Source organism: Granulicella mallensis, from assembly GCF_014203225.1.
GTDB lineage: Bacteria > Acidobacteriota > Terriglobia > Terriglobales > Acidobacteriaceae > Granulicella > Granulicella mallensis_A.
Map to the genome: position 1 here is coordinate 1 of NZ_JACHIO010000029.1, position 23,421 is coordinate 23,421.

Annotated in this window: 15 protein-coding genes; 4 read left to right on the forward strand and 11 right to left on the reverse strand. The window is 60.1% G+C overall.

Going from position 1 to position 23,421, the window contains the following annotated elements; translation table 11 throughout:
• Nucleotides 1-114 precede the first annotated feature (114 nt).
• From HDF15_RS23485 to HDF15_RS23505, 5 genes are read right to left on the reverse strand one after another with little or no spacing between them, the layout of a single operon-like run.
• Complete coding sequence (locus tag HDF15_RS23485; protein WP_184260236.1) at nt 115-735, reverse strand: putative colanic acid biosynthesis acetyltransferase; 621 nt, start codon at nt 733-735, stop codon at nt 115-117.
• A 2-nt stretch (nt 736-737) separates the two neighbouring features.
• Nucleotides 738-1,907: a glycosyltransferase gene (locus HDF15_RS23490; RefSeq protein WP_184260239.1), complete on the reverse strand. Its 1,170-nt coding sequence runs from the start codon at nt 1,905-1,907 to the stop codon at nt 738-740.
• A 58-nt stretch (nt 1,908-1,965) separates the two neighbouring features.
• Entirely contained in the window at nt 1,966-3,198 is a 1,233-nt protein-coding gene (locus HDF15_RS23495) for a glycosyltransferase family 4 protein (RefSeq protein ID WP_184260243.1), read from the reverse strand.
• Nucleotides 3,199-3,215: 17 nt separating this feature from the next.
• Nucleotides 3,216-4,190, reverse strand: a complete 975-nt coding sequence (locus HDF15_RS23500; protein WP_184260246.1) for a polysaccharide biosynthesis/export family protein — start codon at nt 4,188-4,190, stop codon at nt 3,216-3,218.
• Nucleotides 4,190-6,433 carry a polysaccharide biosynthesis tyrosine autokinase gene (locus tag HDF15_RS23505; protein ID WP_184260249.1) on the reverse strand — a complete coding sequence of 748 codons (2,244 nt, stop codon included), beginning with the start codon at nt 6,431-6,433 and terminating at the stop codon, nt 4,190-4,192. Before HDF15_RS23505 ends, HDF15_RS23500 begins: the two co-directional genes overlap by 1 nt.
• A 161-nt stretch (nt 6,434-6,594) precedes the next feature.
• On the opposite strand from HDF15_RS23505, the gene HDF15_RS23510 reads away from it, so the two are divergent.
• From HDF15_RS23510 to HDF15_RS23520, 3 genes are all read left to right on the forward strand, one after another.
• Nucleotides 6,595-8,028 (forward strand): UDP-glucose/GDP-mannose dehydrogenase family protein, encoded by a 1,434-nt coding sequence (locus HDF15_RS23510; protein WP_184260369.1) that lies wholly within the window; start codon nt 6,595-6,597, stop codon nt 8,026-8,028.
• A gap of 29 nt (nt 8,029-8,057) precedes the next feature.
• Nucleotides 8,058-9,008 (forward strand): UDP-glucuronic acid decarboxylase family protein, encoded by a 951-nt coding sequence (locus HDF15_RS23515; RefSeq protein WP_184260252.1) that lies wholly within the window; start codon nt 8,058-8,060, stop codon nt 9,006-9,008.
• A gap of 630 nt (nt 9,009-9,638) precedes the next feature.
• The gene (locus HDF15_RS23520; RefSeq protein ID WP_184260255.1) at nt 9,639-10,430 is read left to right on the forward strand and encodes a polysaccharide lyase family 7 protein; all 792 of its coding nucleotides are present in this window, start codon (nt 9,639-9,641) and stop codon (nt 10,428-10,430) included.
• Between the two features lie 357 nt (nt 10,431-10,787).
• Here HDF15_RS23520 and HDF15_RS23525 read toward each other — a convergent pair whose 3' ends face one another.
• The 4 genes from HDF15_RS23525 to argJ form a co-directional block, all read right to left on the reverse strand.
• Complete coding sequence (locus HDF15_RS23525) at nt 10,788-13,022, reverse strand: capsule assembly Wzi family protein (protein ID WP_184260258.1); 2,235 nt, start codon at nt 13,020-13,022, stop codon at nt 10,788-10,790.
• A gap of 58 nt (nt 13,023-13,080) precedes the next feature.
• On the reverse strand, nt 13,081-13,827 hold the full coding sequence (locus tag HDF15_RS23530; RefSeq protein ID WP_184260261.1) for a thiamine pyrophosphate-dependent enzyme: 747 nt from the start codon (nt 13,825-13,827) through the stop codon (nt 13,081-13,083).
• Nucleotides 13,828-14,051: 224 nt separating this feature from the next.
• The gene (gene aceE, locus HDF15_RS23535) at nt 14,052-16,736 is read right to left on the reverse strand and encodes a pyruvate dehydrogenase (acetyl-transferring), homodimeric type (protein ID WP_184260262.1); all 2,685 of its coding nucleotides are present in this window, start codon (nt 16,734-16,736) and stop codon (nt 14,052-14,054) included.
• A gap of 457 nt (nt 16,737-17,193) precedes the next feature.
• Entirely contained in the window at nt 17,194-18,405 is a 1,212-nt protein-coding gene (gene argJ, locus HDF15_RS23540; protein WP_184260263.1) for a bifunctional glutamate N-acetyltransferase/amino-acid acetyltransferase ArgJ, read from the reverse strand.
• Between the two features lie 305 nt (nt 18,406-18,710).
• Here argJ and thiC point away from each other — a divergent pair, with 305 nt between their 5' ends.
• Entirely contained in the window at nt 18,711-20,123 is a 1,413-nt protein-coding gene (gene thiC / locus HDF15_RS23545; RefSeq protein ID WP_260331306.1) for a phosphomethylpyrimidine synthase ThiC, read from the forward strand.
• Between the two features lie 103 nt (nt 20,124-20,226).
• On the opposite strand, the gene HDF15_RS23550 is transcribed toward thiC, so the two are convergent.
• Both HDF15_RS23550 and HDF15_RS23555 read right to left on the reverse strand, forming a co-directional pair.
• Entirely contained in the window at nt 20,227-20,871 is a 645-nt protein-coding gene (locus tag HDF15_RS23550; protein WP_184260265.1) for a TonB family protein, read from the reverse strand.
• A gap of 217 nt (nt 20,872-21,088) precedes the next feature.
• On the reverse strand, nt 21,089-23,245 hold the full coding sequence (locus HDF15_RS23555) for a M28 family metallopeptidase (protein WP_184260266.1): 2,157 nt from the start codon (nt 23,243-23,245) through the stop codon (nt 21,089-21,091).
• Nucleotides 23,246-23,421: the final 176 nt, after the last annotated feature.

The window sequence follows — 23,421 nt, forward strand, 5'->3', positions numbered from 1 at the left end:
CATGAGCACGAATAGAAGTCTGTACGCAATCTGTTCGCAAAATACCCCTGGACAACTACGCCTCTCTTCATAGAAGGATGACGATTCTGTGGGGACGTGAACAAGAACGCACTACTAAACAGGTTTCTCTGCGGAGGCTGCCGCTGCGGGATGGCGCTTGCGCTCGCGTACAGGGACGGCAGGGTGGCCTCCGTAGACTGTCCAGGGGGCCAGGTCTCGTGTGGCGACGGAGGCGAGCCCCAGGACCGCTCCATCGCCGACGTTGACGCCGGGTCCGACGGAGGCTCGCGCGCAGATCCATGAATACTGGCCGAACGTCATGCGGTAGGAGATCAAGGGGAAATCGGGGTCGTCGTAGTCGTGCGTTGCTCCGCACAGATAGCAGTCCTGCGAGAGGATGACGTGCGTCGCAAAGTGCATGGGGGAGGGGTTGTAGATCTCGGCTCCGTTGCCCGCAGCAACGTGATCGGCGCAGATGAGGTTCCACGGTGCCCAGACCTTCGATCCGGGGTAGAAGTGACAGTCAGGCCCCATCGTCGCACCGAAGAGGCGCAGCAGAAGGCTGCGCCAGCCATGGAAGGGGCGTGGCGAAGGGCGATAGAGCAGGAGCCAGCAGATATTCCAGACCAGCCGCCGGGCACGATTGCCCACGGAGAAGGCGGGACGCGTGTAGGCATCGCTGTGTTTTTCAGTGGAGATATGTTCGGAGGCTCGATAGTCGGCGATACGAGGCATGATCAGCGATTCTCCCTTCGATCTGTGGGCTGCGGCTGGGGCGATTGCTCGAAGACGCGGAGGATGATTTCGGCGTTGCGGCGCATGTCGTAGCGCTCGGCAAAGGTACGGCGAGCCTGGGTGTTCATAGCTTCGCGTTCGGGAGGCGAGAGTTCGAACCAGCGGGTCAACAGGTTTTGCGTGCCTTCGAGAGTGTCGGGCTCTACCAGGGCGCAGCCGTCGGCCGCAACGTCAGGCGCGATGTTGATCTGGTTGGAGAGGAGTACGGGACGGCCGCAGGCGAGCGCCTCTGCTACAGCAATGCCGAAGTTCTCCTGGTGCGACGGCAGGATGAAGGCTTCACAGCCTTCAAGCGCTCCCCATTTGGCCTGCCCTGACAGCATTCCAGGCCAATGCACACGGTCGGCGATGCCTCCGCGTGCGGCGGCGGCTTGCAGTTCGAGGCTCCAATCGGAGGCATCGGGGCCGGCCATGACGAGATGCAGATCAGGATCGCGGTCTCGAAGCGCAGCGAAGGCGTCGATGAGCAGATCGCAGCCTTTTTTGCGGTCAATGCGACCGAGAAAGAGCAGGAACCGGTGGTCTTTTACTTCGGGGCAGAGCGCGAAAAAGGCAGGCAGGGAAGACCCTGGCGCATACGGCGGCGGCTCTGCGCCGAGGGCTACGACCATCGGCTTCCATTGCGAGAGCCAGAAGCTTTGGCGAGCCAGATCGCGCTCTACGGCGGTGGTGAACAGCACCCGAAAGGCGCTGCGCAGCACCCAGAACTCCACGAACAACCAGTACACCCACTTCTTGAGGTGTTTGGCTGGGAAGGCACGCTTGAAGTAGGGGTCCAGCATGCCATGAGCGAACACGACATACGGTTTGTGACCGGAGAAGGCGCGCCGGGCGGCGAGACCGTTGTAGCCCCAGAGTCCGTGGACCATTACTCCATCAAAGCGATCGCGATTGGCCTTGAGCCAGCTCACAAGTTTGGCTGAGTACCATCCGCCCGTACCCAGGGCGTGAACGGGAACGGTAAGCGCGCCAAGATAGGGCGCAGTGGGTTCATCGAGAGTTGCGATCTCGTTGGTATAGCCCGGGGGAGTGTAGCGAATCAGCATGCGAACCGCCTCGGTGGTGCCTCCGGCTTCCGGACTGATGCTGCCGATGATATGCAGAATGCGCATGCTTTGAAGAAACCTGAAGAGCTAAGAGTAGCAGCGGGTTGGAGAGCTAACGGGCGTATCAGGCCCGTAGTTTGCGTGTGGTGTAGGCCAGGGCATGGCGCAAACCCTGGACATCTTCCTCAAAGCTCCAGCCTGCAATACGCCGTTGTGCGGCTTCTCCCATGGCTGCGGCTGTCTCGGGGCTGGCCAGGACGCGGCTCAGTGCCGAGGTGAGGGCCAGGATATCGCCGACAGGATAGCTGTAGCCTTCGACGCCGTTGGTGACGAGGTCAGGACCGGAGCCGACATCGCTCGAAACGATGACCGGGCAGCCGGCAGCCATAGCCTCGTTTACGATCAGTCCCCAGGGTTCGTGCCGTGAGGGAAGAACGAAGACATCGGCGAGATGGAAGTAACGAGGAAGCACCGATTGGTTCTGGAATCCGGCAAAACGAACGTTGGTCAGGCCGAGATCGCGGCAGCGGGCTTCGAGGTTGGCGCGCTCCTCTCCGTCTCCGACGATGACGAGGTAAGGCTTATAGCCGCTGCTATCGTGATCTCGAAGCAGTGCCGCGTAGGCTTCCACGAGATGGTCGCAGTGTTTGCGCTGCTGCAGCTTGGAGGCGAAGAGAATCACGGGATGGCCGGTTTCAATGCCGAGTTCCAACCGAAGTTGTTCTTCTCCGGCAGCGGCTTCTTGCGCGCGACAGGCGAAGAAGGCGTTGTCGACGGCGTAGGGCATGAGGAACTGGGGCATCGCGTGGCCGAGATAGTGACGCCAATAGCGAGCGTTGGCCGTGCCGATGGGAAGAGTCGCCGAGATGAGAGGTCGGAGGTCGCTAAAGAAAAGACTCTTGGCTAGGAGCTTCAACGGGCTGCGGCTGCGGTCCGCAAGCCAGGACTCCGCGCGCAGAAGAACGGGGATGCCGAGAGCATTGGCCGCAAGGATCGCTTGCAGGGCATTGATGCTGGCATAGCCATGAACCCAGAGCGCGTCGAAGGCTGGGCTGCCATCGGCGGTGCGGAGACGTTTGTAGATGCCCCGGCTGATGGGACTGACAGGAGAGACTCCGCCGGTGTCGCGTAGCCTGGGCAGAAACTCGTAGCGGTAGCCTTCGAGCAGAGGCGTATCCCACTCGACCTCCACGCCGAAGCCCTCATCCTTATAGCCGCGCACGGAGAAGTCAGAGCCGAACAGGACGGTTAGATCGATGTCCGGCTCCTGCGCGATACGACGCAACAAAGGGGCCTGGTACTGGATCGGGTGGCTCACGACATAGGCGAGGCGGACTTTGCCCGAGGTTGTGAGCATGGATCGGAACCTCCAGATTACCGGTAAGCGATAGAGATCACGAGGCCAACGACTCCAAGCAGGGTCCCAAGGCTGCCATTTCCGATGGACGACTTGAGGGTGCTGTTGGGCAGGAAGACAATGTCGTTGGGTTGAAGAATGGGATCCGGAGCCTGTCCATAGAGGACCTTTTTCATGTCCAGCTTGACGACGGTGCGTTCGTTGCCGACGGTGCGGATAAGGCGCAGATCGTTATATTTGGCCTCAAAAGCAGGGCCTCCGCTCAGCGATGCCGCTTCCAGCAGCGTGAGCGGTGTGTTTTGCACCAGGGGAATCGAGTTGGGACTCTTGAAGGCTCCGATCATATAAACGACCCCGACCCTGGAGATAACGATGGTATCTCCCGCGAAGACGGGAATATCGGCCAGGGAACTATGCGCCGGGTCTGTTCCGAGATCGACGACGAGTGGCTCGTACAGGCCGGGACGATTGATCGTAATGACGTGGCTGGCGGTTGGAGGCAGGCCACCGGCTGCCGAAAGAACATCGAATAACCGACGCGAGCCCTGAACCGGAATGGCTCCGTGAGCTTCTCCGATGAGGGTAACGACAGCATTCGGTCCTTCCGTGACCTGTATCGTTACCTGCGGATTTTCGAACATGCCGGCGTCTTCAAGTCTCCGGGCAATCAACTCTTCGGCTGTCGTGATGGTCAACCCATCCAGGGAGACGACACCGATGAGTGGAAGCATCACTTTTCCGTCGGTTCCGATGCGAACAACGGGAGAGTAGTCCGTTTGTCCGAAGATGTGGAGGGTGAGCAGATCTCCTGTACCCAGTTGCTGATCGTGCGTGGCGGGATAGAGCAGGGCTCTGTCCGTGGTGATCGTCGTGGGCTTGTTGATGTCGGCCCCGCTAACAATTCCCGGCCCATTGAATTGGGCAACAGAAGGAAGCGTGAGAGTGCAGAGCAGTAAGGCCAATCCACCGCGGAGAAGAGACGAAATTTTCATTATTTTTGTCCTTTCCCGGTGGACTTGCCGGACTGAGATTCCCAGCCGGCGGCATCCATGCCTGCGGAGCCATATCCGGAATATCCGGAGTAGCCGTAATACCCGTAATACTCAGGCGAGTTGAGATCGATGGCATTGAGCGCGATGCCTGTGATGTGCACTCCGGCACGCAGCAGAAGGTCGCGAGCCCGGCGAATGGTGTGCTTGTTGGACTTGCCATGCCGCACGATCAGAACAACGGCATCCGCATCGCGGCCGAGAATGATGCCATCGGTGACGGAGAGCAGGGGAGGCGAGTCGATCAGGATGTGGGTGTAGATACCGCGGCACTTCTCAAGCAGCTCCGCCATCGTCTCCGAACTGAGCATTTCAGTCGGGAAGGGGGGAACCGGGCCGCTGACCAGAATGTCGAGACTCGGCATCTCGGGCACGTTTTGGATAGCTTGTTCGAGGGTATGGCTGCCGGTGAGCACCGAGGTGAGGCCGACTTTGCCGTTGAGGCCGAGACGATGATGCACGGTCGGCCGCCGCAGATCGGCGTCGATCAGGAGGACGCGAACGTCACGCTGTGCGAACACGCAGGCAAGGTTGGTCGAAACGGTGGTCTTGCCTTCCGAAGGGGTCGCGCTGGTGAGAAGGATGACCTTGGGAAGTTTGCCTGCGGTGGAGAGCAGCAGCGAGGTTCGGAGTCCGCGGAACGCTTCGGTGAACTGTGATTTCGGACTCGAAAGCGTCGCCAGATTTCGTTGGATGACGCTGAGGTTCGACGTATCGATTCCGGTACGCCGCGCCCTGGGGATCAGGGCCAGCGAGTGCAGTCCGGAGACGGCTTCGATCTCGGCGACACTGTGCAGGTTGGTATCCAGGCTCTCCAGGATGAAGCCGAGGATAGCTCCCAGCACGATGCCGATGATCGTATTGAGCATCATGATCGAGGATTTCGACTTGAGCGAGGGTTGTGCGGGAGGCACGGCCTGGTCGATGATGTCGATCTCGGTGGAGTCCAGACCTGCCTGGACCCTGGCTGTCTGCAGCTTCTCCAGGAGTCCTTCATACAAGGTGCGGTTGGATTCGAAGTCGCGCTGGAGAAGCGTATATTGCACGAGATCGTCGCGCAGCTTATAGGCTTCCGACTTTTGATCTTCCAGGGCAGCTCTGGTCTGCTGCTCGTTCGCCTGTGCGGCAATGAAGGTCTGCTTGGCCTGGGCAAGGACTCTGTCCTGCTCCTGCTTGATCGCCTTGTCGAGCTCCTCGATCTGTGCGTGGGCAGCCTTTACCTGGGGGTGGTTGGGGCCGAGATTTCCAGGTGCGGTCAACTTGGCATAGTTGGCCATATCGGTTTCACGCTGCGAGCGGAGAGTGGCAAGCTGGGTTGCCGCCACATTGTTCGTGGTGTTGGCTACGGTCTGGTCCAGGGAGTTGGGATCCATGCCGCTCAGCACGCGATAGCGCGATTCGGCGAGGATGCGTGCGATCTGCGCCGTACCGGCGGCGGTCGTCAACTCTTCCAGGCTGGAAGAGATTTGATTATGCGTGGGATCGATGGAAAGAACACCGATACGCTTCTGTAGATCGATGACCTGGTTCTGTGAGGTCTCGACCTGGTGCTTCAGTTCGTCCAGTTGGCTGGTGAGCCAGCCCGAGGCGCGCTGTGTGGAGGAGACGCGCGAAGTGAAGCTGCGCTTGATGTACGCGTCGATCAGCTTGTTGATGATGTCGGCTGATAACTTCGCGTTGAAGGTGCTGCAACTGATGCGGATAATGTCGGTTTTGGGAATGTTCGCAACCGAAACAATAGCCTGCATGCGGCCGATCGTCGCCTGACGAACGTTCGGGTCTTCTATGTTTACGTGGGGCGGCCGTTGGATCATTCCCAGGAAGTCCTGGTTGTTGGCCAGATCGAGATCTTCCGCAACGGTAAGAAGAAGGGTGTCACTCTTGAGGATTGCGACCTCGGTGGGAAGGCGATTCCCTCCGGAGCCAGTCGATCCTGCGATACGGTACTGGTCGGAGGAGCCGCTGCGGATCTCTATGTCACCGTAGGATTCAAAGAGATGGGGCTGCGTAGACCCCTTATAAAACCCATAGATCATGCCCAGCAAGGCGGCGGCCAGAATGACGTACTTGCGCTTCCTGATCGTCATCAGGGCTTCGGACAGAGTCGCGTCCGTAGCAGCCGGCCCCGTAGACGCGGCACGGCTGTCCGGTTCAGCGGAGAAGTTCTCGGGTCTCGAAGGAATCATCGTTTTCAGTCTACGCGAACAGTGGTTTATATCGCCATCATCTGCTATGAGAATAGGTTTGCCACAAACGGTTGCCCCTCGGAAGCTCTACAATGACAGAAATACCTGATCGTTTCGATCCCTTTCAGGAAACCATTTTTACGGGCTATCTCACTATCCTTATGAGTCATTCCATTCAAATAGCAGTTGTCGGTTCCGGTTATGTTGGCCTCGTTGCGGCCATGTGTTTTGCGGAGATGGGCCACCAGGTCATCTGCGTCGATAACGACGAGCGCAAGGTTGCCGCGCTGCAGGGTGGCGATACGCTGATCCACGAGCACCACCTGCCTGAATTGCTGGAGCGTTACCGCAATACGCGGGTGCGTTTCACCACCGATCTGGCGGAGGCTACGAACGAGTGCTCGGCGATCTTTATCGCGGTGGGAACGCCTCAATCCGATAGCGGCGACGCCGACCTGTCGTATGTGGAGGCTGTTGCCAGCGAGATTGCCCGCCATATCACCAGCTACAAGGTGATCGTGGAAAAGAGCACCGTCCCGGTCTACACGAATGAGTGGATCCGGCGGGTCATCGAGCGCAATGGGGTCAATCGGGAGATGTTCGATGTCGTCTCGAACCCGGAGTTCCTGCGCGAAGGCACGGCGGTCGCCGACTTCCTGCATCCGGACCGGATCGTTGTCGGCGCCGATAGCGAACGTGCTGCGGCCTTGCTGAGCGCGATTTACGCTCCTTTGACCGAAGGCGACTACTACAAGAATGAAGGCGCTATCGCAGGCTGCTGCTCTACCTCAGCCCCGCCGCCGCTCCTGCAGACCTCGACGAAGAGCGCCGAGATCATCAAGCATGCGTCCAACGCGTTCCTGGCACTGAAGATCTCCTTCATCAATGCGGTATCCAATCTTTGCGAGGCCGCTGATGCGAATGTCGAGCAGGTTGCCCGCGGCATCGGCCTCGACTCGCGCATTGGACCGAAGTTCCTGCGTCCGGGCATCGGGTATGGCGGATCGTGCTTCCCGAAGGATGTTGCGGCCTTCCGTTCCGTGGCGGAACAGATGGGCGTCGACTTCAGCCTGCTGAGTGAGGTCGAGAAGATCAACGTCGGCCAGAAGAAGCGTTTCCTGAGCAAGGTGCGTTCGGCTCTCTGGACGCTGCGTGGCAAAAAGCTTGCTGTGCTCGGGCTTGCCTTCAAGGGCGATACCGACGATATCCGCGAATCCCCGGCGATCGACCTTGTCGAGATGCTGCTGGCCGAGGGTTGTTCGGTAGTGGCTTACGATCCCGCAGCCATGAAGAGGGCTGAGGCTGAGCTGCCGGCAAGCGCGCAGATGCGATATGCCTCGAACATCGATGAGGCGGCGGCAGATGCCGACGCGTTGCTCATCCTGACCGACTGGCCGGAGTTTGCCCAGCTCGATCTACGCAAGCTGAACGCGACGTTGCGGTATCCGATCGTGATTGATGGACGCAACCTCTATGACCCGAATGTCATGTTCGATCATGGGTTCACGTATATGAGTGTTGGCCGTCCTACGGTCACGCAAACCCATACCCGGGAGCAGTCCAAGGTTCCGACCTCAGCCAGTTCACAAAAATAAGAGCAGTAGGAAGGAAAAGGGAAGGCCGGATGGCGTCTCAGACGATTCTTGTAACCGGAGCCGCGGGTTTTCTCGGCTCTCACTTGTGCGATGCTCTCCTGGCTGAAGGCAACGACGTGCTGGGTGTCGATAACCTATGCACCGGCAACCCCGCGAACCTGGAGCACCTTGCAGGCGAGAGCCGTTTTCGCTTTGAAGAACTGGATATCTGCAAGCCTTTTGACCTGGGGCGAGTTGATTTTGTGTTCAACTTCGCCTCACCGGCCTCTCCCGTGGACTATATGCGGCTGGGGATCGAGACACTGCTGGTGGGTTCAGCCGGTACGCTGAACACGCTGGAGCTCGCGAAGAAGTATGGCGCAGGCTATCTGCATGCGTCGACTTCGGAGTGCTACGGCGACCCCGAAGTTCACCCCCAGGTGGAGAGCTACTGGGGGAATGTAAACCCGATCGGACCCCGTTCGGTCTATGACGAGGCCAAGCGCTTCTCCGAGGCTGCGGTGGCGGCGTATCACCGCTACCACGGCGTGAATACGCACCTGGTGCGCATCTTCAATACCTATGGGCCGCGCCTGCAGGCGAATGATGGGCGTGTCATCTCCAACCTGATGATGCAGGCGCTACGCGGCGAGGCCCTGACGATCTATGGAGACGGTTCGCAGACGCGCAGCTTCTGCTACTGCTCGGACCTGATCGAAGGCATCGTGAGGCTGGCTAAGTCTGACGAACACCTGCCGACGAACATCGGTAATCCCGTGGAGTGGACGATCCTGGAGTGCGCGAAGGAGATTCAGGCCTTAGTGGGGTCGCACTGCGAGATCGCGTTTCAGCCCTTGCCGCAGGACGATCCAAAGCAGCGCAAGCCGGATATCACCAAGGCGAAGACGCTGCTGGGATGGGAACCCAAGGTGCCGCTTCGCGAGGGGCTGGCGAAGTCGTTGGATTATTTCAAGGCGTGTGTGGAGCGGGAGAAGAGATAGGGGCAGGGGCGCTCTATTGCTTTTCTCTTAGTTCTTTTTTCGCAATCGTTGCTGTCTTCTCTCTAGTGTCGTGAGTCGTTAACTCGTCAAAGAACCAGCGTTACCTCATAGCGCAAAGTGCAAACCGTGACGCTTCAGCGTCGCGGTGCGGAGGGAGCCGTAGCCTAAAGGCTACGGCTCCCTCCGTCTCCCTGATGCTGAAGCATCAGGGAATGCGCTTTGCGCTGTGCTGAACAGAACATCATTTGGGGACGCGGAGTCGAAGGATCTGTTTGTTGTTGCTTTTCTTGTTCGCGTGGGAGAGAACATTCAGTTCGACGTTTTTCGGCACGGTTGAAACCGTGCCCTTCCGGTTCTTGCTATAGCAGAGTATTTGCGCGCCAAGTGCGATGATTCCATGATGTGCTCTAGTAAACCGGTTGTCTGAGTGGTCTCAACTTCAGTCAGGCAACAAATTAATAAATAGTTTGAGCTTGCAACTTCTCCAAATGTGCGCGTATTGTGGTGCCGCTTCGAGCTTCAACCTGTCCATGATTTGAACTTCATGGCAGCACCGAAGCGAGAGCGTTCAGTGTCCTGGGCCCGGGACGCTGCGCCGCACTGTCTCACCAATCCATTCAGGAGAAGCACATGCAATCTGTCTTCGGAACTAAGGTCTCTGCACTCGAACCTGCAAAGCGCAGGCGTTCGTACACTCGTCTCTTTCTTCTGCTAGGGGCAGCCGCGGCCATGCCCCTGTCTGTCTACGCTCTGAACCCGAGCGTGCCACCGGGAAGCAACTTCAATATGACCTATTGGGAGCTTCAGCTTCCTATCGGTTCTACTGGAGATCCCACGACCGAATCAAGCTCGGCGCTGCAGAACGGCTACGAGAATTTCTCGTACTTCTTCACCGAGAGCGGCGATGGAGCGATGGTCTTCAAGGACCCAGGAGTTAACTGCGTCACGACGCCTAACTCCGCGCATTGCCGCACAGAGCTGCGTGAGGTAAATCCCAGTGACGGCAGTCCCGCGAGCTGGAGCCCCAATGCGGCGACCAACCGTCTCAAGGCGACGCTCGCTGTCGAAAACGCTGGCGGCAAGACTGTTATTGGACAGATCCACATCGACGACAGCATCTCTTCCAAGCCTGTCTGCGAGCTGTACTACGACTCCAGTGGCAATATCAGCATTGGTGTTGAGCAGACCCGTTCCGGTGGCGATGAAGTGCTCACCTCACTCGGTAATGTCCCGGTCGGTACGCAGTTCAGCTACGAGATCGAGTACTCTGGCAACCTGCTGAAGGTTGCTATCAACGGTAACTTCACAACTCTCAGTACCTTCTCGCTCGACGCTCCTAACAGCTATTTCAAAGCAGGCGATTATGGGCAGGATGCGGAAGCGTCCGATGTTCATTTCTTCGCTTTAACCATCGAGCACTAAAGTAAAAAGAAATAAAAAGACCTCGGGTCTAGAGCATTTTCCCTGTTGCTGGGAATCCGGAAACGGGCGTGCAGCGGCGTTTTCATTGGGGAAAACACCCATAAAGATCGAGGCCCCGCTCTACACCTACAGGGAAAATGCTCTAAAGGCCGAGGTCTTTTATTTGAGATGTCTGTAACTGTTGTGTGTGAAATTCCGGCGTTCTCGCCATGGGATGCCGGTAAGAACTACAGATTGGTTGTCACACGGATAGGTCGGGCTTTCAGCCCTCTGTCTTATCTAACCCGGTAACCCAGGGCTTCGCCCTGGGCTGGGATATGTCGCTCCTTCGGGGCTGTGAAATCCGCAATTTATCGATCAACGCCCTGCGAGATTCGGCTCGGTGTGCAGCTTGGGGTGCCACGTAAGCTGCACTGCGATGGCCGTATCGTTTTGCGGGCCTGTGAGATATTGCGGTGGTCCGATGACATCGAGAGGCACCCCGGGGACGACGAGAGGTACAGGGGCCTTCCAGCGCTCGTACTGCAGCCATGCGTTCAACTCAAGATCGTGCGGAAGCCGTTTTACGACATCGACCTTGAACTGGTTCTGTGTCGTTCCGCCGGGGATGAAGTCTTTCGGCGTCTTCTTGTTCAGATACTCAAGCTGCACCCACTCATTTCCGGAGAGATGGTAGGTGAGCCACGCCTGACCGCCTTTGGCCTCGCGCCCAATCCAGTCACCCATGATGAAGCCTTTGTTGGTGTAGCCCTGGGGCTGTTGACCTTCGTAGTAATTGAACTGGCCGGTCAGACTACGCAGGGTAGAGGTATCGGTACTGACACCCTCGATGCGGAAGTCGAGCCTCGGCATATGGGGGAACTGGGAGATGAAGACTCCAGGCCTGTAGGCAGCGCGGCGCGGGGCGCTGGGTGGGGTCACGTCGTCATGCGATTCGGAATCCGTATAAAGCGTGACGTATTTGCGCAGGTAGGGAAGACGCCAGGAGAAGTTGAAGGCAGAGAAGCGCGCTCCCGGATCGGCCGAGGAGTTTTTTTCCGGGACGGTCGTATCACTGATACTGAAGAAGCTTCTGAGGAAGGTGTGGATGGTGATAGGTTCGTGGCCCTCGCCACCCCAGATGACGGACCGTTGGAAGCCGATCTCGACATTTTTTGTGGGGCGGAACGAGAACATCTCCGAGTGGACCCACGGTGAGTTGTGATCGGTATGTCCTTTCAGAGATCCCACAAAGAAGTCGTAGCGTATGGGCCCCAGGAGGTCCGAAACCAGCGGTATGTGCAACGGTTCGACCCGATTGATGCGGAAGGAATAGATGTTTTCGGCGTTATTGCTCCAGGCCATAGCGCCGCCCATGCCGGGCCCCAGCCAGGCGTCGGATTTGCCGCCGGAGATCTCATGGCCAAGCACATGGAAGGAGAGGGCGGCTTCCTGTAGCCGGAAGGGATTTTGTGCGGCGATCGGGCCCGTGGGAATCGTCGCCTGGTTCAGATTGTAGTTGGCGAGGGCAATGCCGTTGTTGTCACAGCCTGAGCCAGGATAGGGAATCTCATCGATGCAGGAGAGTTCGCCTGTGAGAGCTGTGGAGTATCCGGCGCCGGAAGGAGCGTGCTGATACTCGCCGCGGATATAGAGCGAGAAGCGACCCATCTCGTTCACAGTGGAGAAGCCCGTGATGTTATTGAAGCCGGGCTCGTAGGGCCGGCCATAGTCGTTCACGATCGTCTGGCCCAGGTGGAAGCTGTCGCGCAGAGACTGCCCGCTGATGCCCAGGAACCGCGTGTAGGCGGTCTCAAGGCCGTAGACGCGGCCACGGGTAAAGTTTCCTCCTGGAACCTCTGCCGCCAGCTCTGCGTTTAGTTTGGCGAGGATCTCGGTGGCCTGGTCGTTGCCGTCGGCCATGATCTCAGGGGTCGATTTCTCGAGCATGTGCAGCAGGCTGCGCCGCGTCCAGGGACGCATGGAGATAAACGCTGAATCGAGGTAGCCCATGGAGTAGAGACGTAGCGCCATGGGATAGACCGGGCTGTCGACGGGGATGTAGGTCGAGCCCAGAGCGTCGATCACCTGTTTCCGTTTGGGAGGGGTGAGGAAGTCGTACGCCTCTATCGACGGCAGGGAGGCGACGGCGGCGGGTGCAGGCAGCGCGATCTCGACAGGGGCCTGAACGGTAGGGGCTTCAGAGGACGCTGCCGCAGGAACTGCAAACGGTTGATCGGGTGCCGGGACAGTCGAAGTCGGGACAGGGGCCGGGACCGTTGAGGCCGAGACTGTTGGAACTGGGGAGGGCGAAGAAGGTACAGGAGCCGGTGTAACAGTTACGGGAGTGCTCGCTGATGCCGCAGGTACTGGAACGAGCGGCGTTGTTGCGGACGGATTCTGAGGAGCCGGTGTGGAGGGTTGCGGCTGGTCTCCAAGGTTCTTCACCGGGATCGGTGCAGGCATGGAAGGAAGGCTGCTTGCAGGAGCAGGGACTGGCACGGGCGCAACCGGGACAGACTGCGTTTGGGCGTGCGCGGAGGTGACTGCAATAAAAGCTATCAGCAGCCAGGCGAGCAGGCTCACCCGTTCCTGGAACCTTGGAAGAGACATGCTGTCAGTGTACTCGGAACGAACGAGTTTTCGGACTGAAGAAGGCTCCAACGAAGATTCAGGCGCGCGGTTTCTTCGTCGGCTTTGCCGGGAATAGCCCGCGCGCCGCGAGGTAGCTCTCCATGCGGGCGATCGGCTGCATGGAGCGGCTCTGCTTCACGCCTTTGGGAGTCAGCACGCTCCAGATCACGGCCGGGCCGTCGCCAACGCGGGCTCGGATGGCGGATTCCTGCACGACACGATAGACCGCAACCGCGTCTTCGCCATCGACTGACAGCACGGGGAAGTGCAGCTTCTTGGCCAGCTTCGATACGGTCTGCCAGTTGAGCGCAGACGCTCCCTTACGGGCGGCGCGGCCTCCCGTGGTGTCTGAGCAGACCAGCAGCAGCGGCAGACGGGCGAGATGGGCATACTCCAGGGCTGCGGCCCAGCCGGCTTCGGCGGAGCCCGCCGTGGCAAGCGCCATGACCATGCCATCCGAGCCTGCCGTCTGCAGGCCCAGCGCCGCGGCGGCACAGAGGGTCAGCCTCGATCCCCTGGGCAGACGGAGATCTCCCTCTGGCTTGCTCATCGACTTTCCGGTGGCAGTGGCATTCGGCCTGGGAAGAGGAGCAAGAGCTTCGACCGTAGCATCGGTACCTTCGCCGAAGAGCAGGTCTCCGGGCTGCAGATGGATCGTTGCAGCCGCCAGCAGCGCCTCACGCGCCGGGTTGTCTTTGCGACGGCGATCAAGCTCGTGGCAGCGCAACATCAGCGCGTGCAACTCTTTCAACCTGCGATGGGGGAGGAGCGGATTTTCAGACAAACAGTAAGCCTCGTACGATCTAAAGTTGCTGTGGCTTTCAGAGTAGCAGCGGCCTTCAGGCAGGAAAAGCAGACACGATATTTTGAGGGTTTCTGCCTGTGCCAAACAAAAGGCCCAGGGCTAAAGCCCTTTCTTGCCGGGACTTGGTTCCGGGGCCTAAAGGCCCCGGCTACGCCCAAAAGCAAAGGCAAGAGCAGTTATGAAATAGGTTCCAAGCAATGGCACTAGGCGTGAGCGGCGCCTGAACCTTCCGTGTTCAAGCCGAGTTCCGCGAAGGCCTTCTCCGCTACCTTGGGTTTGACCACGCCTTCGCGAGCCAGCTTGGACAGCGCAGCGGCGACGATGGATTCGGCGTCGACCTCGAAGTGGCGACGCAGGTGTTCGCGGTTGTCCGAGCGGCCGAAGCCGTCGGTGCCCAGCGAAACCAGGCGGGAGCCGAGCCACGGAGAGAGAGAGTCGGGCAGCGACTTCATGTAATCGCTGGCGGCAACGATGGGGCCTGCGGCCTTGCCCAAAGCCTGCACGACGTAAGGGGTCTTCTCCTTCTCGGAGGGATGCAGGCGGTTGAAACGCTCGGTGTCGAGGCAGTCGCGGCGGAGTTCGTTGTAGCTGGTGACGCTCCAGACATCGGCGGCGATGTTGTACTTCTCGGCGAGAATCTGCTGTGCGCGGACGGCCTCGTTGAGGATGGGGCCGGAGCCGAAGAGTTGAACCTGAGCGGTCTTCTCCGCAGCCTTGAACTTGTAGATGCCGCGCAGGATGCCCTCGCGAATGCCCTCACCCTCGGGCATGGCGGGCATCGCGTAGTCCTCGTTGTACATCGTGATGTAGTAGTAGCAGTCTTCGCCAGCCTCATACATGCGGCGCAGGCCATCCTGCAGGACTACGGCCATCTCGAAGGCGTAGGCGGGGTCGTAGGTGAGGCAGGTGGGGATCGTGCCGGAGATTACCGGCGAGTGGCCGTCCTGATGCTGCAGTCCTTCGCCGAGCATGGTGGTGCGGCCGGCGGTGCCTCCCATCAGGAAGCCTTTTCCGCGTGAGTCCGCGAAGGCCCAGGCCATGTCACCGATGCGCTGGAATCCGAACATCGAGTAGTACATGTAGAACGGCACCATCGGGATCTTGTAGTTGGTGTAGGCCGTTCCGGCAGCGGTGAAGCTGGCCATGGAGCCGGCTTCCGTGATGCCTTCTTCGAGGATCTGGCCACTCTTCTCTTCGCGATACTTGAGCAGCATGTCGGAGTCGTGGGGGGTGTACTTCTGGCCCTCGGGAGCGTAGATGCCGACCTGAGAGATTACGGACTCCATGCCGAAGGTGCGGCCTTCGTCGGGGACGATGGGCACGATCAGCTTGCCGATCGTAGGCTCCTTGAGCATGGCACGCAGCATGCCGCCGACAAAGGCGGTGGTGGTGGAGACAGCGCGTCCCTTGGAGCCGCCCATCCACTCCTTGAAGAACTCGATCTTGGGTGCGACGAACGTGGACTTCGGCACTTCCCGGGCAGGCAGATAGCCGCCGAGTGTCGAGCGCCGTGACTGCATGTACTGGATGGCAGGATCGCTGGGCTCGGGGCGATAGAAGGTGGCGTCTTTGGCTGCGGCTTCGGGGATTGGAATGTCGAAGCGTTGAACGAAGGCAGCGAGGCCCTCGTCGGTGAGCTTCTTCTCTGAGTGGGTTGCGTTGCGTGCCTGTGCGGCGGCGATGCCGTATCCCTTGACGGTCTTGGCGAGGATGACGGTGGGACCGCCCTTGTGCTCCAGGGCGCGCTTGTAGGCGTTGTAGATCTTTGCGGGATCGTGGCCGCCGCGGTGCAGCTTGCCAAGTTCCTCGTCGGTCTTGTCTTCGACGAGCTTCAGCAGCTCCGGATACTTGCCGAAGAAGTGCTGGCGCAGATACGTACCGCCCTTGGCCTTATAGGCCTGGAAGTCCCCGTCGACGCACTCTTCCATGCGCTTGAGCAGCAGACCCTGGTGGTCGCGCTCGAAGAGCTCGTCCCAGTCCGAGCCCCAGATGACCTTGATGACGTTCCAACCAGCGCCGCGGAACATGCCTTCGAGCTCGTCGATGATGCGCTTGTTGCCGCGGACAGGGCCGTCGAGACGCTGCAGGTTGCAGTTGACGACGAAGATCAGGTTGTCGAGGTGCTCGCGGGAGCCGAGTGAGATCGCGCCGAGGGTGTCGACCTCGTCCGTCTCACCGTCGCCGACGAAGGCCCAGATCTTGCGATCGGTCTTCTCGATGAGATTGCGGTTCTCGAGGTACTTCATGAAGCGGGCCTGGTAGATGGCGTTCAGCGGGCCGATGCCCATCGACACTGTGGGGAATTGCCAGAAGTCCTGCATGAGCCAGGGATGAGGGTAGCTCGAGAGGCCGGGTTCGCCGCGCAGTTCGTGGCGGAAGTTCTTGAGGCGGGCATCGTCGAAGCGGCCTTCGAGGTAGGCGCGCGCGTAGACGCCGGGGGAGGCATGGCCCTGGAAGTAGATGAAGTCGCCGGGCTGTTCGCCGTTGGCGCTGGGGTACTTGGCGTGGAAGAAGTGATTGAACCCGACTTCGAGCAGCGTGGCGAGTGAGGAGTAGGTGGAGATGTGTCCGCCGATGCCGGCGTCGTATTTGTTCTGCTTGTGCACCATCGCCATGGCGTTCCAGCGGATGAGCGCTTCGACGCGGCGTTCGAGCGAGCGGTCGCCGGGGTAGGGGACTTCGTCGTGCTTGGGGATGGTGTTGTGGTAAGGCGTCGTGACATCGCCGGTGGCGGAGACTCCCGCCTCGCGGGCGCGAGTGCGGAGAGCGGAGAGCAACGCGGCGCCTTGTTCCCAGTCCTGGGCGACGACTTCGTCGAATGCTTCAATCCACTCTGCGACCTCTGCGGTCATGTCTGTCTTTACGGCCTCATCGACGTTTGTCGGCATTTATACAGTCCCCTTGTATGCAAACTTCCACTGTTACGATAAATGTTCCTTATGGGGATGCGCTAGGGAGTGGGGTCCTGGCTGGGCTGGAAGAGCCGGTATTCGCGCGTTGGCTTTAGTTTTGAAGGGGGGCTTCAGCCCCGCCGTATAAGGCACTTCCACAAAAAACGGCTTCAGCCGCAGAGGGAACGATGCTGGAGATCGCAATGCATCCCCAGCGACGAGCGCGATGGGCTTGAGAACCTTGCCTGCATCAACGCAATCTCACTTCTTTGCGTCAGGGGCAGTACCGGTTCTGTGGGGGAGAAGAGTGGGTTTGCACTGACATCGTCCCCTCCGTGGCTAAAGCCACTATCGGTGGGAGACCTTTGACGGCGGGGCTGAAGCCCCGCCCCTTCAAAGCAAAACTGGGTTGAAACTCTGCCTTCAAAGATAAAACCCGGGCTATTGGCTGTTTCTAGGTTGAGTAGTCGGCGTTGATGCTGACGTACTCGTGGGTGAGGTCGCAGGTGATGAACTTCGACTTACCCTCGGCCTGACCGAGATCGAGATGGATGGTGTATTCACGTTCGCTCATGGCGGCGTGGGTAGCGTCCTCGTCGAAGGCTGCGTCCCGTGTGCCATGGGCGAAGACCGGCAGGCCGCCGATGGTGACAGTGACGGTCGCGGGGTCGAAGGCAACACCGGCCCGGCCAGCGGCGGCGAGCAGACGGCCCCAGTTCGGATCGGCGCTGGACCAGGCTGTCTTGCAGAGCGGCGAGGTGGCGATGGTGCGCGCGATCTGCTGGGCTTCGGCACTGGAGCGTGCGCCGGTGATCTCCAGCGTGACGACGTGGGTGACGCCTTCGCCGTCGTCGACGATGGCATGGGCGAGAGAGTCACAGACACTCCTGAGGGCTGCTTCAAAGGCGGGGACGGCTTCGCCTTTGGCTTCCACTTCGCTCTTTCCGCTGGCGAGCAGCAGCACGGTGTCATTGGTAGACATGTCGCCGTCGATCGAGATCGAGTTGAAGCTGCCTTCAACCGCCGGGGTCAGCATCGCGGCAAGATGTTCTGAGCACACCGCGAGGTCGGTGAAGAGATAGACCAGCATCGTCGCGTGCGGCACGAGCTGCGGGCCGATCATGCCCGCGCCCTTGGCGCAGCCGAAGAGATTGACCGTGCGGCCCTCGATCTCGAAGCTTGCATGAGCGACTTTAAGCTTGGTGTCGGTGGTCAGGATCGCGGTGGCGAAGGCCTCGGCGTGCTCGGGTGTGTCGCCGAGCGCGTCCTTTGCGGCGGGGATGGCGGCGATGAGTTTTTCTACAGGCAGCGGAACGCCAATAATGCCGGTGGAGGAGGGGAAGATCTCGTCGAAGACACAGCCGAACTGCTCGGCGACGGCGATGCAGCTCTTGCGGCAGGCGTCGATGCCGGGCTCTCCGGTGGCGCAGTTGGCATTGCCCGCGTTGACGAGGACTGCCGAGACGCGGCCGCCGGTTGCGGCCAGGTGTCTGCGCCCGACGGTCACGGGGGCGGCGACGACCTGATTGCTGGTGAACATGGCAGCTGCGCTGGCTCCGCCGTCGCAGACCGCGAGTGCGACGTCGGGCTTGCCGCTGGCCTTGATGCCGGCTTTGACGGAGGACCAGCGGAAGCCGAGGGGGAGGGGATGGGAGATCGTGCTCATCGATATCACTGTATCAAGGGCGATGGGTGTAATTGGTAACAGTCATCACGAGCATAGAAGCACGAAGGCATGGCAAGGTTTCTGAGCCAGGAGTCGTGGAACTGGTTCGGTAAGAGCAACGAACGACGAGGTGGCGAGCGACGAGGAGAACAGGGCTCCGGCGTATACTCATTCGATAACACCGGGAATAGCGCGCCGCGGACGAGTTCGCGCGTTTCCGAGGGGGATTGGGACACATGAGCACCAACGGCAATGGGCACAGCAACGGTAATGGGCACTCGCACGGCAACGATTACACCGTACCGATGCCGCGCAGGGATTGGGTCGTCAAGCGCAAGGAAGAGGCGGCGCGTACGGGCGACTGGAACATGAGCCAGATGCACTTCGCGCGCAAGGGCATGATTACCGAAGAGATGGCCTACGTCGCGCACAAGGAAAAGATTGCGGCGGAGCTGGTGCGGAGCGAGATCGCCAAGGGAACGATGATTATCCCGGCGAACATCAACCACCCGGAACTGGAGCCGATGGCCATCGGCGTCGAGAGCCTGTGCAAGATCAATGCGAATATCGGCAACTCCGCGCTGAGCTCGAATGTGGATGAAGAGCTGCGCAAGCTGCATACGGCTGTTCACTACGGTGCCGACACGGTCATGGACCTTTCGACCGGCGGCGATATCCCGATGATTCGCGAGGCGATCATTCGCCACTCGCCCGTGCCGATTGGAACGGTGCCGCTGTATGAGGCGCTTTCGCGGGTGAAGAAGGTCGAAGACCTCAATATCGACCTGTACCTTGAAGTGATCGAAGAGCAGGCGCAGCAGGGTGTGGACTACTTCACGATCCATGCGGGCGTGCTGATTCAGTATGTCCCGATGGTGTCCAAGCGCATCACCGGCATTGTGAGCCGCGGCGGCGCGATCCTGGCGCAGTGGATGACGGCGAACCACAAGCAGAACTTCCTGTACGAGAACTTCGACCGCATCACCAAGGTCATGGCGAAGTACGATGTCAGCTACTCGCTGGGCGATGGTCTGCGTCCCGGTTCCGTGGCCGATGCCAGCGACGAAGCGCAGTTTGCTGAGTTGAAGACGCTCGGCGAGTTGACCCGCCAGGCCTGGAAGGACGACGTGCAGGTGATGATCGAAGGCCCCGGCCACGTGCCGATGGACAAGATCAAGGAGCAGGTCGACAAGGAAGTGGAACTCTGCGACGGAGCGCCCTTCTACGTTCTCGGCCCGCTGGTTACCGATATCGCTCCGGGCTACGACCACATCACCTCCGCGATCGGCGCGGCGATGATCGGCTGGCACGGCGCGGCGATGCTCTGCTACGTGACTCCGAAGGAGCACCTCGGGCTGCCGAACGAGAAGGATGTGAAGGACGGCATCATTGCGTACAAGATCGCGGCCCACGCGGCGGATATTGCACGGCATCGCCCGGGCGCTCGCGACCGTGACGACGCGATTTCACATGCGCGTTACACCTTCGATTGGGACAAGCAGTTTGCGTTGTCGCTGGATCCGGAGACGGCGCGCAGCATGCACGATGAGACCCTGCCGGACGACTACTACAAGGAAGCAGCGTTCTGCTCGATGTGCGGGCCGAAGTTCTGCTCCATGAACTGGTCCAGCAAGGTGGACAAGTTCAACGAAGAGGTACACGGGTTGAAGAAGCCGGACCTGACCCAGATCGTTACCGAACAGATGGCGCTGCGGTAGTGAGGCAGAGTGTAGAGATTTAGAGCGTAGAGCGTAGAGAAACCAAAGGCCCGCGAGGCATATCGCGGGCCTTTGATTTTGTGCGGGATCGAAAGGGCACTCCTCAGCCGTGCTCGTAGTGGAAGAGCAGCTCCTGCTCGCTGTCTACCGGAACGCCGTTGCGTGTTGCCGGCTGGAAGGTCCACTGCTGGATTACTGCGAGGACTGTCTCGTCGATGCCGTGTCCGAGACCGCGAGCCAGCGATGACTTCGCGATTCGTCCTGTCTTATCGATGACCACGTCCACGACCACATCCCCATGCGTACCCGAGGGGAGCTGTGACAGGTCCGGCTTTGGCGAGGGATGGACAACCACCAGGGCGAGGGTCGTATCGCCCTCTCCGAGGGCATCGGCTCCCGTAGAGGAGCCCGCGCTCGTCGAGGCGGAGGTTGGGGCCGGTGTAACCGGGGTTGGGGGCGGCATGGGTGTGGGACGCGGAATTACCGGCTTGTTCGTGGGCAGTTTGGGTGTCTTGAGCGCGGAGGGCGGAGCGCTGATGCCGGGGGAGTAGGTGAGGAGCAATCGGTGGCCGCTGGGATCGCCGGGCAGTTGAACGGGTTTGAGGTGCGGTTGACGGCTATAAAACAGCACGCCGAGAACAGACAGGTGAAACGCGATCGACGCTACCGCCCAATAGCTGTGCCGACGGCCCTGGAGCGGCAGTTCACCCTGTTGCAGCAGTGTCTTGCTGTACGGTTTCGTGTCCATTCCACCCCTCGAAGGTAGGGTACACCTGACGGCAGTGTTTGTAAGACTTCAATAACAGCAGATTGTCAGCAGAAAATCAGGGAAAAACTGGGCAATAACATAGGGCCAACGGCCTGGCTCATCCCAGCCTGGGGCAAAGCCCCAGGCTGGTGGCGGTGCTGATGAGTCGGGCTTTCAGCCCTCTATAACTAGACACGGTTTCAGCGCTACGTGGCTTTCAGAGCCCTGCGGCTCCTTCGAGAATCGCCGCTGAGCGATTCAGTGCAGCGGCCAAGGCGTCTAGCTGTGCCTGTGTGCGGGCATTGTCGGCCTCGTCGATGCCTTCGTTGACGCCGGGGATGACTACGGCTGCGTAGCCGGTGAACTCGCCTGGAGCATAGATGGTGTGCTTGAACCAAGGGCGTTTCGGAAGGCCTGCGTCGTTGAGCAGGGCGGATTCGGCGTTCCGGAGGGCTGCGTTCAACGGAGCGGCATCGACGCCCTGGGTGGGCGCGGATTGCAGCCGGTAGGCACGCTCGCCGGCTGCGGCAAAGCGTTTGGCTGCCGTGGCGGCTGCGCTGAAGTCCACCTGCATCTTTGCTTCTGTGGCACGTGTCCTTGCTTCGGTGAGATAGCTTCCGATCTCGCTGCCATAGAGCTTGTAGTCGTAGGGCAGGACGTCGGCGTCGGCCATGTGGAGCACTTCAAGACCGAAGACACGGGCCTGCTGCTGTTCGTAGACGAAGGTGGGATCGGCGTTGCGGATGAACCAGTTGTAGTCGTCGAAGGTCGAGTGATAGACGCCGTAAGGGCCTTCCGAACCGATGTCAGTGGAGGGAACGCCGAGATGCTGGATGAAGGGCGTGTAGTCGGAGCCGGAGCCCAGCGTGCCGATCTGTACGTCGTCAGAGCCTGCTTCATGTCTGTTGTGGGCGGGGGCTTTGCGACGGACGGCACCCTCATGCTGGTCTTTCAGCCATTGATCGTAGACGGTGCCGCCCTTGGGACTGGGAACTTCGCGCGTGACCTCGCGAACGAACTCCTTGAGCGACGGCACAGCTGAGGCATCGAAGTTTGGGCCGGCGACGCCGACATCGGTGTTGAAGTAGGCGACGGCGTGGGAGAGTTCGGCGGCGTGCATCTCGGCCCACTCGGTCGAGCCCATCAGGCCCTCTTCCTCTGCATCCCAGCTTCCGAAGACGATTGTCCGCTTCGGCTTCCAACCCTGCTTGAGCAGTACGCCTAAACCATGCACGGTTTCGAGCATCGCCGCTGTGCCGCTGTTGGGGTCGACCGCGCCGTAGACCCAGGCGTCACGATGATTGCCCGCGACGACCCAGGCATTGGGATCGTCGCCGGGGATCTTGCCGATGACGTCCCAGATGGTGCGCAGCTTGTAGTCCTGCTCAAGATGCATGTGCACCTTCACCGATGCCGTTCCGCCGAGGTGATAGGTGAAGGGAAGCGCTCCCTGCCACTCACGCGGCGAGAGCGGCCCATCGAGATGCTGCAGGATAGGCGCGGCGTCCTGATACGACAGCGGATTGGAGGGGATCGACGGCTGATTCATCTTGGCCGGATCGGTGATGCGCTGCGAATCGGGCAGGTCGGGGGTCGAGGCGATGCCGGGAGTTTCGGGATCGCCCGGATAGAGGGGAAGGAACTGCACGCTGCCACGCTGCACGGCAGAGGACGGACGGAACGGCCCGCGAGGATAGACATCGCCGCGCGTGTAGCCATCGTCTGCCGGGTCGGAGTAGATCAGCACGCCCTTGGCACCGCGCTGCTGAGCGATATAAACCTTGACGCCGCGGAAGTTCGCTCCGTATCGCACGAGCACGATCTTGTCTTTGACGCTGATGTTCAGGGTGTCGAGCTTCTTGAAGTCTTCAAGCGTGCCGTAGTTGGCGTAGACGACCTCGGCGGTGACATCGCCAGAGGCCGAGGAGCCGTTGAAGGCGGGCAGGATGCGGGGATCGTCCTGGAAGGAGTCGCCGCCGTACTCCTTGGAATCGACGTGTTCCGGGGTAGGTCCGGACATGAGCTTTTTGCCCTGGGCGTCAAAGGCTTCGATCTCGATCTTGACCGGTTTATTCAGCAGCACGCGGAAGGGCACGATCTCGGTCTGCAGGCCTGCGGCTTTGAACTTTTCGGCGACGTAGAGCGCGGTCTTGTGGTCTTCGGGAGAGCTGGCCCAGTGGGGTTCGGCGGTCAGCGTCTTCAGGTGTTCGCCGGCAAGTTTCGCATCGGGCACAGGCATGAAAGCGGCGTCCCACTTGGCCTGCTGGGAAAAGTCGGCGTAGCCGAAGACCCTGGGCGTCTGGGCAAGTGCCACGGTGGAGAAGAGTGCAACGGCGCTGGAGACGAGAACGAGGTTCGACAGGGAGCGATTCACAATGTGTCCTTCTCTGGTGTGAGCTTGCCTTGTTGGCGTGGCTGGGGTCTTACCGCTGGTCTTGTGGGGCGTGTTTCATTTTAGGCAGCATACACGAAGGTCCAGGGCTGAAGCCCTTGCGTTTAGGGGGATTGCAGCGGGCTATAGCCCGCTGCAATCCCCCCTCTGCCTGTCTC